The following is a 12,572-nucleotide window of genomic DNA, read 5'->3' on the forward strand; positions in this document are numbered from 1 at the left end:
CTTTTGATACGACAACTATTAAAATGTTACAAAAGTTTTTAAACTTTTAATGATAAAATTCCAAATTCCAATGTTGGTGCGGTTTTTAACCGCAAAGTACGCGAAGGCTTACGCAAAGAGCGCTAGGTTTTTTTGCTTACAAAGGCGTTAAGGCGCAAAGTTTTTTTGCCACGAATTGCACCAATTTCCACTAATTTTTATTTCGCAAAATGCATAGTTTGTCAACCTGAGCGAAATCGAAGACCACGCAAGAAGCTCCGTAAAGAAATCGCCAATCTTTGTAGAGTCACTATGTGGTCTTCGACTTCGTTCAGACTGACAAAAAGAGACAAAAAAAATCCCAAACCCCAATCGTAAAATTGGAATTTGGGATTTTTATATTAAAATTTTAAATAATTAACCCACAAGGTTGATAATTTTTCCAGGAACGATTATCACTTTATTTGGAGTTCTTCCGTCTAATTGTTTTTGTGTTCTTTCGTCTTTCATGACGATTTCTTCGATTTGTTCTTTGGTTAAATCCAAAGGCAATTCGATAGTGAAACGCATTTTTCCGTTGAAAGAAACCGGATATTCTTTGTTTGTTTCAATTAAATGTTTCTCATCAAAAGCTGGAAAAGCAACTTCAGAAATAGAAGTTGTATGTCCTAACTGCGACCATAATTCTTCTGCGATATGCGGTGCATAAGGTGAAACCAAAATGGCTAATGGTTCTAAAATCGCTCTTGAATGACAGTTTTGAGAAGACAATTCGTTTACACAAATCATAAATTGAGAAACCGAAGTATTGAAAGAGAAATTCTCAATATCATCAGCCACTTTTTTGATTGTTTTATGCAACGATTTTAAGTTGTCTTTTGTTGGTTCGTCATTGTTTACGATTAAACCGTTATCATCAAAATACAATCTCCATAATTTTTTCAAGAAACCAAAAACTCCAGAAATACCAGCCGTATTCCAAGGTTTTGCCTGTTCTAACGGACCTAAAAACATTTCATACAAACGCAATGTATCAGCGCCGTATTCAGCACAAATATCATCCGGAGTTACCACATTGTAATATGATTTCGACATTTTTTCGACTTCACGTCCTACAATGTATTTTCCATTTTCATCAAAAATAAATTCTGCTGTATTAAAATCTTCTCTCCAAGCTTTGAACTTTTCGATATTTAATTCATCTGATGAGTTTACGAAATTAACGTCAACTCGAATATCCTGAAAAGAGTCTTCATATAAAGTTATTCCATGCGTATTTGGGCTAGCTTTCTCAAACAACATATAGTTCAACTTATGAAACGGAGAAGATTGACTTTCCTCTATGCTAATTCTTTTTAAATCAACCCAAAAAGCTGTTGCCCCGTTAGTTTTTTCATATTCTTTCCATTTATCTGTACTTTTAGTTTCTTTGATTAATTTATGGAACTCTTGTACAAAGTCACGACTTACAAATAAGTTTTCTAAACCTGATCCAACATTATCAACACCGGACTCATCTCTAGTTCCCTGTGTATTTCTAGATCCTAATCTATAAACAAAAGCACTAGTCCCCAAAATCATTCCCTGATTAATCAGTTTTTTGAATGGTTCTTCAGTTGGAGCAAAACCTTTGTCTTTTAAGAATTTATTCCAGAAACGAGAATACAATAAGTGACCTGTTGCGTGTTCGCTTCCGCCAATGTATAAATCTACACTTTCCCAGTAAGCCAAAGCTTCTTTGCTTGCAAATTCGTTTTCATTGTGCGCATCCATGTAACGCATCCAGTACCATGAACTTCCAGCCCAACCCGGCATGGTGTTCAATTCAAGAGGAAAAATCGAAACATTATCAACCAAATCTGTAGTGACAACTTTATTTTGTTTTGTATCCCAAGCCCAAACTGCTGCGTTTCCTAATGGCGGCAATCCGTCTTCTGTTGGTAAATATTTTTCTACTTCCGGCAAAATAATTGGCAAATGCTGTGCATCAATCATTTTTGGCAGTCCGTTTACGTAATAAACCGGGAAAGGCTCTCCCCAATAACGCTGACGAGAGAAAACAGCGTCACGCAAGCGATAATTTGTTTTTCCTGTTCCCTGCCCTATTTCTTCTAATTTAGCAATTACCTTTTTAGTCGCGTCTTTATAATTTAATCCGTTTAAGAAATCAGAATTAGCGATTTCCACATTGTCTTTTGATCCGTAAGCCGCTTCAGAAATATCAACATTAGCGAAAATATTTTTGATTTCCTGCATTCCGTTTTGACCTTTAAAGAAATTAGCAAAAGCATAATCTCTTTCGTCTCCGCAAGGAACCGCCATTACAGCACCAGTTCCGTAACCTGCCAAAACATAATCACCAATCCAAACCGGAATTGGTTCTTTCGTAAAAGGATGTTCTGCATAAGCTCCGGTAAATACTCCAGAAATGGTTTTTACATCGGCCATACGCTCACGTTCAGAACGTTTTGCTGTTTTTTCGATATAAGCCTCAACTGCTTCTTTTTGTTCCGGAGTTGTAATTTTAGCCACCAAATCATGTTCTGGCGCCAAAGTCATAAAAGTCACTCCAAAAATAGTATCAGGTCTTGTTGTAAAAACTTCTATAACTTCGTTATGATCTTTTACATTAAAAGTCACCAAAGCCCCTACCGATTTCCCGATCCAGTTTCTTTGAGATTCTTTTATAGACTCGCTCCAGTCGATATCATTTAAACCTTGAAGCAAACGTTCGGCATAAGCAGAAATTCGCATGCTCCATTGTGTCATTTTTTTTCTTATAACAGGAAAACCTCCACGCTCTGAAACTCCGTTTACAATTTCATCATTTGCCAAAACAGTTCCTAAACCAGGACACCAGTTTACTTCGGTTTCCGCCAAATAGGTCATTCTGTACTGCAATAAGATTTTTTCTTTTTGATCTTCAGAATATGACTTCCATTCGTCAGAGGTAAAAATTGCCACATTGTCATCGCAGACTGCTTCAACCAATGCATTTCCGCTTTCTTCAAAAACAGTTACCAATTCTGAAATATCAAAAGCCTGTCCTTGTTTTCTGCAATACCAAGAATTGAACAATTGGATAAAAATCCACTGTGTATGTTTGTAATAATCAGGATTTGAAGTTCGTACTTCACGACTCCAATCGAACGAAAAACCAATTTTATCTAATTGCTTTCTGTATCCTGCAATTTGCTTTCCTTCTTTATCTACACCTCCGTCTATATTTACGCGCGTGGTATCTTCCGGACGCTGTCCTGTCTGAATCGCATATTGTTCTGCAGGTAATCCGAAACTGTCGTACCCCATCGGATGCAAAACATTGAAACCCTGATGTCTTTTGAAACGAGAATAAACATCTGAAGCAATATAACCCAGCGGATGTCCAACGTGTAATCCTGCTCCTGATGGATAAGGAAACATATCGAGAACATAATGTTTAGGTTTTTCAGAGTTGTTTTTTGCTGCAAAAGTTTGATTTTCTGCCCAATATTTTTGCCATTTGGCGTCAATTTCGTTTGGATTGTATTTCATTTCTAAGTGACTAAGGTTCTAAGTGACTAAGGTTCTAAGGCTTTTCACTAATTAATTAGCCGCAAATTTACATTTATTGTAGATTGTACCAAAGCTATTTCGCTGACAAACAAATAAAATAACAAAATACCTATTTTTAATTACGTAAAAATACTTATATTAGCTTTTTTAATACGTAGTTCAAATTCTTTTACTGCCTTTTTATTCCTATAAAACGAAAGAATAGATTTACAGAAAAAACAATTACTTTTACAAGTAAGTAAAAAATCAAATGAGTACCGATAAAAAATATTCGATTGAAGTCCGTCTTTGGATTGAAGAAGCAGAAGGTCCCTTTTTAGGAATTGGTAAAATCTGGCTTTTAGAAAACATTCAAAAAACAGGTTCTATTACAAATGCTGCAAAAGAGATGAAAATGGCGTATAGACAGGCCTGGCAACTGGTTGAAGAAATGAATCAGCGTGCCGAAAGTCCGCTGGTAGAAAAATTATTGGGAGGAAAAGGCGGTGGCGGGGCACGATTGACAGATGCCGGAGAAAAGGCAATCACTGTTTTTTATGAAGTAGAAAAACGTATTAAGGATTTCGCCCAGAAAGAAACACAAAATTTAAAATTTTAGCAAAAATAGAATTTCGATATTTTTTGTTCTAATTTATAAAGTATGATTTTAATCACATTTTATATTTTTAAAAAGCCGTTGTTTTGTAACGCAAAGCAGTGTTCTTTAAAAAACACACTGTGTTTTGAGTATTTTTAGAAAGCAAACTACCAAAAATCCTTTTTTTTAACCAGCAGTATTCATTTAAAAACATACTGAAAAACATCATCAAATATGAAAATAAAATTTCTCACATTTTTACTCTTTCCGTTAATTGGATTTTCACAACAAAACAATTCAAAGTATGCTGATTCTTTAAAAACATCCAATATTTTTATGCTTGGAGAAGTCATCATCACCAATCATAAAAACAAAGACACTTTAAACAGAGTTACCACAAAAGCGATGGAAGCCCAAAATAAAATGGATGTTTCTAAAGCTTTAAATATGCTTCCCGGAATAAACTTAACCGCTTCGGGACCCCGAAACGAATCGATGGTCTCTGTTCGTGGTTTTGACCTAAGACAAGTTCCGGTTTATATGGACGGAATACCGGTTTATGTTCCGTATGACGGCTATGTAGATTTGGCCAGATTTACCACCTTTGATTTGGCCGCAATTGATGTTTCAAAAGGATTTTCATCTATACTTTATGGGCCAAACTCACTCGGAGGTGCTATCAATCTTGTTTCCCGAAAACCTTCAAAAAAATTAGAATACGACGGATCTTTAGGAATGATTAATGAAAACGGATACAAAGGAAACATCAACATTGGTTCTAATTTAGGAAAATTCTATTTTCAGGGCGGGTTTTCTTATTTAGACCGAGATTCATTTAGAATGTCTTCTAATTTTATTCCAACCGCAAATGAAAATGGCGGACAAAGAGACAATTCGTATAGAACAGATCAAAAAATTAGTTTTAAAATTGGCTGGACTCCTACTGAAAAAAGCGAATATGCGATAGGTTACATTAATCAGCAGGGTGAAAAAGGAAATCCGGTTTATACAGGAAACGATCCTTTAAACTCTCTTTTGCTGAAACCACGTTTTTGGCAGTGGCCAAATTGGGATAAAGAAAGTATTTATTTTATTTCAAATTCTTCTTTCGATGACAAAAACAGCATTAAAACCAGATTGTATTTTGATCGTTTCAAAAATACGCTGGACAGTTATGACGACGCCGCTTATTCGACACAAACCAAAGCGTATGCTTTTGAAAGCATTTACAATGATTATACGTATGGCGGAAACCTGGAATACAACACAAAATTTATCCCAAAAAACGATTTAAAAATTGCTTTTCATTTTAAAGAAGATGTGCACCGCGAGAACAATCTTGGAGAACCTGTCCGTCATTTTATAGACAATACTGTTTTAGTAGGGATTGAAGATGTTTATAAAGTAAATTCAAAATTTACTGTAATTCCGGGTGTGAGTTACAACATCAGAAAAAACATTGAGGCCGAAGATTACAACAGTACCACAAAAGTAATTTCAGATTATCCTGCAGCTGATGCCAGCGACGCTTTTAATGCACAGATTGGTTTATTTTATCAACTAAATGAAACACAAAAATTGGGCGCAACTGTTTCTCAAAAAACAAGATTTGCCACAATTAAAGATCGTTATTCATACAGAATGGGAACTGCAATCCCAAATCCGGATTTAAAACCGGAAAAAGCAACCAACTATGAGCTGAATTATACAGCCAACTTATTCCATAAAATCACTTTTCAGACGGCACTTTTCTACAGTTCGCTTTCTGACGCTATTTTAAGCGTGAGCAATGTGGAACCTGGAAAATCTCAAATGCAGAATTTTGGCAAAGCCGAATATATGGGCATTGAAGCACAAGTAAATTATGCTGTTTTAGAGAATCTTTCGCTTAACTTGAATTATACTTACCTAGAAAGAAATAACCTCACCAACCCGAATATTCATTTTACGGATGTCCCAAATACTAAAGTCATGGGAACTTTAGAATATCAGCCCATTAAAATATTACGATTTATTGCTAATTCTGAATTTAATTCTTCTCGTTTCAGTACAAGTTATGGTGCCAGAGTTCCAGATTATACACTTTTAAATTTTTATGGTTCGGGTAAAATTTCTAAAAACTTCAGTATCGATGCAGGAGTCAATAATATATTCGACAAAAACTATTGCCTTGTAGAAGGTTACCCGGAAGAAGGGCGTAATTTTTTCGTAACACTTCGCTTTTTTAATAACTAAATCAAAAAATAAATGAAAACTCAAAATTACATTCTCGTTCTCTTAATTGCATTTTCATGCGCCATGTGTAATTCTTCTAAAAAAGAAAAAGAAGATAAAGCCGTAACCCAAAAGATTTCTAAAACAGATAATGACAAACATATTCCTCTTACACCGGAAGACAGTTTAAAAATGGTAAATCACACCATTGAAGTAAAAGGCGATGTTGAATTTCCGCTTCAGCTAAGTGTTGATTCTTTAAAAAAGATGAAAGTTGTTACCATCGATGATTTTAAAGTAGTCTGCCAAAGCGGCCAAGTTAAAAAAGACAATAAGATTTGTAAAGGCGTACTTTTAAAAGACATTCTGGAGAAAGCCAAAATAAAGCAAGATGGTCACAAAGACCGCAATTTTTATATCGTAGGAAGAGCTTCAGATGATTATAAAGCCACTTTTTCATGGGCAGAAATTTTTAATAATCCAACTGGAGAGAATACTTATGTTTTATTTGAAGAAAACGGAAAACCGGTTAAAAGCGGGGAAATGATTTTAATTTGTAAAAACGACATTAAAACCGGCCCGCGACACGTTTACTGGCTGAAAAGCATTGAAATCTACAAAGTGAAATAAGAGTTTTAGAGTTTAACCACAAAGTGCGCAAAGATTTTTTACTTAGCAGTTCTCAGACAAATCGCAAAGTGCGTAAAGCTTTACCAACACAAAGCTTTTCGCACTTTGCGTTATTATAAAACACACATTAAAAAATCTTTGCGCACTTTGCGGTTAAATCAACATTTTATTTAATAGCAAATTGTATATTTATAGTATAAAAGTTCGTTAATAACTTTAAATAAAGAAATTCTTTATTATTTTTACCACATAATTTTAGCATACTATGAGTTCTAACTTTGATAAATTTCAAAAACGCAGGTTAATTTCCTCTTATTTTTCGGTAGTATTAAGTGTTTTCTTGGTTTTATTCCTTTTGGGAGTACTGGGATTGTTCATTATTAATTCTAAAAAACTGGCAGATGATTTTAAAGAAAAAATCGCAATGACAGTTTTCTTTAAAAATGAAGCAAATGACAGCATTATCAAAGCATTTGATACAGAATTAAAAAGAGCTCCTTATGCTTTATCTTATGCTTATGTAACCAAAGAAAAAGCGGCAAAAGAGCATACTGATATCATTGGCGAGGATTTCCTAACGTTTTTGGGCGAAAACCCATTATTGAATTCATACGACATTCACTTAAAAGCTGATTATGTAGAGCGTGACAGCATCCTTAAAATAGAAAGTTCCTTACGTAAAAATACTATGATTGAAGATATTGTTTACGACAAACAATTGGTAAATCTGGTAAATGACAATATTAAAAAAGTAAGTATGTGGATTTTGATTATCAGCGGTTTCTTAACCATTATAGCTGTTTTATTAATCAATAGTTCACTTCGTTTATCTATCCACTCGAACCGTTTCATCATTAAGACCATGCAAATGGTGGGCGCTACAAAATCGTTTATTCGTAAACCTTTTGTAACCCGAAGCGTAAAATTAGGAATGCTTGGCGCTTTATTAGCCATTATTGCTTTAATTGGACTTTTATTCTATGTAGAAACCAATTTCCCTGGCTTAGGAATTTTAGAAGACAAAGCTTTAATTGGATTGGTGCTGCTGGCTGTATTTGGTTTAGGAGTTTTAATTACATGGGTAAGCACACATTTTGCGACACAGCGCTTCCTCAACTTAAGAACTGACGATCTTTATTAGTATTCAGCAGCAGTTTTAATTTTTCAGCAATAATAAATTCCTTGACTTGCTCAGGTTCACAAATAAAAAACAAAAATACCTTGGGTTTTACTTAAGGTGATAAAAAAGATACAATGAAAAACAACAATAATAAAGAAGAACTACAACAAAAACAGGAATTCCTTTTTGACACTGTCAATTACAAAATCTTATTGATTGGAATTGCAGTTATTGCATTAGGATTTATTTTAATGTCTGGCGGCGGAAGTCATGATCCAAATGTTTTTAATGAAGATGTTTTTAATTTTAGACGTATTCGTCTGGCTCCTACAACTGTTTTAATTGGTTTTGGAATCACGATTTATTCTATTTTCAAAAAATCTAAATAGACTTTCTTAGACTGCTTAGAGTACTTAGATCTTTAGATTACTAGATTAATCTCAAAAAATCTGATATCTAAAAAGTCTGATAATCTGATAATCTAAATTAAATGAATACATTACAAGCTATCGTTCTTGCCATTATTGAAGGAATTACAGAATTTTTACCTGTTTCTTCAACTGGACATATGATTATTGCCTCTTCTTTTTTTGGAATCGCACAAGAAGATTTCACTAAACTTTTTACCATTGTTATTCAGCTTGGCGCTATTCTTTCAGTAGTTGTTTTATATTTTAAGCGCTTTTTTCAAACACTTGACTTTTATTTCAAACTTTTAGTTGCATTTATTCCAGCGGTGGTTTTAGGATTATTGTTAAGCGATTTTATCGATGGCCTATTAGAAAACCCAATTACAGTTGCGGTTTCACTTTTAATAGGAGGTTTGATTTTATTAAAAGTAGACGAGTGGTTCAATAACCCAAATACCGCAGAAAGCTCACAAGAAATTACTTATCTACAGGCTTTCAAAATTGGGTTATTCCAATGTATTGCCATGATTCCGGGAGTTTCCAGAAGCGGTGCCAGTATCGTGGGCGGAATGTCTCAAAAATTATCCAGAACAACAGCTGCCGAATTTTCATTTTTTCTTGCAGTTCCTACTATGCTGGGAGCAACGGCAAAAAAATGCTACGATTACTATAAAGCCGGATTCGATTTATCTCACGATCAAATCAATATTTTAATTATTGGAAACATCGTTGCCTTTATTGTAGCTCTTTTGGCAATCAAAACCTTTATTGGATTTTTAACTAAAAACGGTTTCAAGGTTTTTGGTTATTATAGAATTATTGCAGGAATCATTTTATTATTGATTCACTTTTTCATTCACCCGCTTACCATCATATAATGACACCTGAAGAATATTTAAACGGACAAGTTTTACTGATAGACAAACCTTTAAAATGGAGTTCGTTTCAAGCTGTCAATAAATTAAAATACCTTTTGATTAATAAAGTCGGGCTTCCCAAAAAATTTAAAATTGGTCATGCCGGGACTTTAGATCCCTTAGCATCTGGCCTTTTATTAATCTGCACCGGAAAATTCACCAAAAGAATTTCTGAACTTCAGGGTCAGGCAAAAGAATATACGGGAACATTTTATATTGGTGCTACTACCCCATCGTATGATTTAGAAACCGAAATCGATCAGACTTTTCCAACTGAACATATCGACGAGGCTTTAATTCACGAAACGGTAAAACAATTTTTAGGCGAAATCGATCAAAAACCGCCTATCTTTTCAGCTATTAAAAAAGACGGTGTTCGCTTATACGAGCATGCGCGCGCCGGAGAAACGGTAGAAATTGCCAGCAGAAAAACGACCATTCACGAATTTGAAATTACAAGAATCGCTCTGCCGGAAATTGATTTTAGAGTGGTTTGCAGTAAAGGAACCTACATTCGTTCTCTCGCGTATGATTTTGGAAAAGCAATGCATTCAGGGTCGCATTTAACTGTTTTACGCCGAACAAAGATTGGTGACTATGATGTAAAAGATGCAATTGACATCACTTTGTTTGAAGAAAGCTTAACTTCTTAAAAAACAAGAAGCACATTACATATTATAGATTGTAATGTGCCTACTCCTAAAAATAATGTTACACCATACTTGTCTGCCAATTAATAGTGAGGAACATTTTTTCCTCCAAACAAGAATGTTGAAAAAAAATCATAAAACCTTTCGAATAACTTTTTCATAATAGTGCATTTTTTAATTGTTAATATTAAATAGACACCAATAAAAAGAGTAAATCAAAAAATAAATAATAGAAGTGGGATCTTAACAGCAAGATACAAAAATTCTGTTTTAAAAAATACATTTTAATAAAACATTATCATATTTGTTATCAACACATTAACCACATTCCTCTTCAGACTATTATTACAAAACAAACTATAGATTTATAGTCGGTTATATTTAATATTTTCCATAATCTCAACCAATTCCTGCTGAACAGACATTCCTTTATCTGCCAAATACCACAATTGTAAATCGGTTTTAATTTTTTCATCAATTGCTCCAACTTCTCGTTTGTGCTTTGCCATTAATTCAGCAGCTCCTTTTGGTCTTGGCCCCCAATCGGTTCTCACGATCCCGGCTTCTTTGCAAATTACAATAACTTTAGGGATTGCTTTTCCGCCATTTGTCAAATATTGATTCATTAATTCTTCATTTTCATCGCGAAGTACAATTCTCAAATCAATTTTTTTATCAGATTCGTGAGCCATTTTATTTAAAATAGGAAGAATCTGCGCTGCATCGCCACACCAGCCTTCAGAAATTACAAGCCAGATGTAGTGATTGTCTAAATGCTGCAGTTTTGAAATCACATCTTCAGAAATGGTTATTGTTTTTTCCAGCCTGTTCATTCTGGCTTCGTTCAGTTTAGAATAATTGGTCAGACTTTCAGACTGCTCATTCCCTGTTGATTTTCCTTCAGATAATAAATCGGTAACCAATTTTCGATATTCAACATAAGAATGACTATTGAATAATGCTTTTGCTACAGTACTTTTCATAGAGGTTTATTTTGCTTAGCATAAAATTAATGATTTTAAGAAGACGCCCGAATGACTTTTATCACATTCGAATGAAAAAATCATAAAAGTCTTTATAATATTAAATTCAGACTGCAATTAATTTTTTGTAAACATTATTTCTAAAAATAAGAATATGTCTATATTTGCACAAATTAACGCAACACAAACATGAAATATAAAAGAATTCTTCTAAAACTTAGCGGCGAGGCCTTAATGGGTGATTTACAATACGGAATTGACCCTAAAAGATTGGCCGAATATGCAGATGAAATTAAGCAGATTCACGCAAAAGGAGTAGAAATTGCTATCGTTATTGGAGGAGGAAATATTTTTAGAGGCGTTGCCGGTGCCAGCGCAGGAATGGACAGAGTGCAGGGAGATTATATGGGAATGCTTGCTACTGTTATTAATGGAATGGCTTTGCAGGGCGCACTTGAAGACAAAGGAATGAAAACGCGTTTGCAGACTGCTTTAAAAATGGAATCTATTGCAGAACCTTATATTAAAAGAAGAGCAGACCGCCACCTTGAAAAAGGAAGAATTGTAATTTTTGGAGCCGGAACCGGAAATCCATATTTTACAACAGATACCGCAGCTGTTTTAAGAGGAATCGAAATTAATGCTGATGTGATCTTAAAAGGAACCCGTGTTGATGGTGTTTACGATTCTGATCCTGAAAAAAATGCTTCGGCTGTAAAATTCGATTTTATCTCGTTTGATGATGTCCTTAAAAAAGGATTGAATGTAATGGATACAACTGCTTTTACTTTAAGCCAGGAAAATAAATTACCAATTGTTGTTTTTGATATGAACAAAATTGGAAACCTTTTGAAAATCTGCGAAGGAGAAAACATCGGAACTGTAGTAAATATATAGTCTCAGTAACAGTTTACAGTCACCTGTAAGACTTAGCTGAGAATGAAAACTGAAAACTTTAAAAAAAAATGACTGAAGAAATCGATTTTATATTAGAAAGTACTGAAGAATCTATGAACGGTTCGATTGCACACTTAGAAAAAGAATTTCTAAACATTCGTGCCGGAAAAGCTTCTCCAGCAATGCTTGGAGGCGTTTTTGTTGATTATTACGGATCAGCAACACCACTTTCTCAAGTGTCAAAAATCAGTGTTCCTGATGCAAGAACAATTACTTTACAGCCTTTTGAGAAAAACATGCTGAAAGAAATTGAAAAAGCGATCCTTGTAGCCAACATTGGTTTTAACCCAATGAATAACGGAGACGTTATCATTATCAGTGTACCGCCTTTAACAGAAGAACGTCGTCGTGATCTGGCTAAACAGGCAAAATCTGAGGCTGAAGATGCAAAAATTGGTATTCGTAATGTTCGTAAAGACGCAAATACTGATATTAAAAAATTAGAAAAAGAAGGAACTTCAGAAGATATTTGTAAATCTGCAGAAGAAGAAGTTCAAAACTTAACCAATGCTTTTATCAAAAAAATCGATGAATTGTTAGCTGCGAAAGAAGCTGAAATCATGAAGGTATAAGTATTTGG

General features: G+C 34.3%; 11 protein-coding genes. 9 read left to right on the plus strand and 2 right to left on the minus strand.

Annotated features, from left to right (window positions below):
* Positions 1 to 396 precede the first annotated feature (396 nt).
* Positions 397 to 3,513: a leucine--tRNA ligase gene (locus BKM63_RS04175; RefSeq protein WP_071635377.1), complete on the minus strand. Its 3,117-nt coding sequence runs from the start codon at positions 3,511 to 3,513 to the stop codon at positions 397 to 399.
* Between the two features lie 271 nt (positions 3,514 to 3,784).
* On the opposite strand from BKM63_RS04175, the gene BKM63_RS04180 reads away from it, so the two are divergent.
* From BKM63_RS04180 to truB, 7 genes are all read left to right on the plus strand, one after another.
* Positions 3,785 to 4,132, plus strand: a complete 348-nt coding sequence (locus BKM63_RS04180) for a winged helix-turn-helix domain-containing protein (protein WP_071635378.1) — start codon at positions 3,785 to 3,787, stop codon at positions 4,130 to 4,132.
* 213 nt (positions 4,133 to 4,345) lie between these two features.
* Complete coding sequence (locus tag BKM63_RS04185) at positions 4,346 to 6,346, plus strand: TonB-dependent receptor plug domain-containing protein (RefSeq protein WP_071635379.1); 2,001 nt, start codon at positions 4,346 to 4,348, stop codon at positions 6,344 to 6,346.
* Positions 6,347 to 6,358: 12 nt separating this feature from the next.
* The gene (locus BKM63_RS04190) at positions 6,359 to 6,955 is read left to right on the plus strand and encodes a molybdopterin-dependent oxidoreductase (protein ID WP_071635380.1); all 597 of its coding nucleotides are present in this window, start codon (positions 6,359 to 6,361) and stop codon (positions 6,953 to 6,955) included.
* A gap of 265 nt (positions 6,956 to 7,220) precedes the next feature.
* A complete protein-coding gene (locus tag BKM63_RS04195) occupies positions 7,221 to 8,096 on the plus strand; it encodes a cell division protein FtsX (protein ID WP_071635381.1) in 876 nt (291 codons plus the stop codon).
* 113 nt (positions 8,097 to 8,209) lie between these two features.
* Positions 8,210 to 8,464, plus strand: coding sequence for a DUF3098 domain-containing protein (locus BKM63_RS04200; protein ID WP_071635382.1), 255 nt, complete (start codon positions 8,210 to 8,212; stop codon positions 8,462 to 8,464).
* A 101-nt stretch (positions 8,465 to 8,565) separates the two neighbouring features.
* Positions 8,566 to 9,363: an undecaprenyl-diphosphate phosphatase gene (locus tag BKM63_RS04205; RefSeq protein WP_071635383.1), complete on the plus strand. Its 798-nt coding sequence runs from the start codon at positions 8,566 to 8,568 to the stop codon at positions 9,361 to 9,363.
* Positions 9,363 to 10,055 (plus strand): tRNA pseudouridine(55) synthase TruB, encoded by a 693-nt coding sequence (gene truB / locus BKM63_RS04210; RefSeq protein WP_071635384.1) that lies wholly within the window; start codon positions 9,363 to 9,365, stop codon positions 10,053 to 10,055. Before BKM63_RS04205 ends, truB begins: the two co-directional genes overlap by 1 nt.
* Before the next feature lie 362 nt (positions 10,056 to 10,417).
* On the opposite strand, the gene BKM63_RS04215 is transcribed toward truB, so the two are convergent.
* Positions 10,418 to 11,035 (minus strand): thioredoxin family protein, encoded by a 618-nt coding sequence (locus tag BKM63_RS04215; RefSeq protein ID WP_071635385.1) that lies wholly within the window; start codon positions 11,033 to 11,035, stop codon positions 10,418 to 10,420.
* Between the two features lie 189 nt (positions 11,036 to 11,224).
* Between BKM63_RS04215 and pyrH the strand changes: the two genes are divergently transcribed.
* Both pyrH and frr read left to right on the plus strand, forming a co-directional pair.
* Positions 11,225 to 11,932, plus strand: coding sequence for a UMP kinase (gene pyrH / locus BKM63_RS04220; protein ID WP_053472459.1), 708 nt, complete (start codon positions 11,225 to 11,227; stop codon positions 11,930 to 11,932).
* A 68-nt stretch (positions 11,933 to 12,000) separates the two neighbouring features.
* A complete protein-coding gene (frr, locus tag BKM63_RS04225) occupies positions 12,001 to 12,564 on the plus strand; it encodes a ribosome recycling factor (protein ID WP_071635386.1) in 564 nt (187 codons plus the stop codon).
* The last annotated feature ends 8 nt before the right edge of the window (positions 12,565 to 12,572 follow it).

This window comes from Flavobacterium johnsoniae (assembly GCF_001879205.1).
Lineage (GTDB): Bacteria > Bacteroidota > Bacteroidia > Flavobacteriales > Flavobacteriaceae > Flavobacterium > Flavobacterium johnsoniae_A.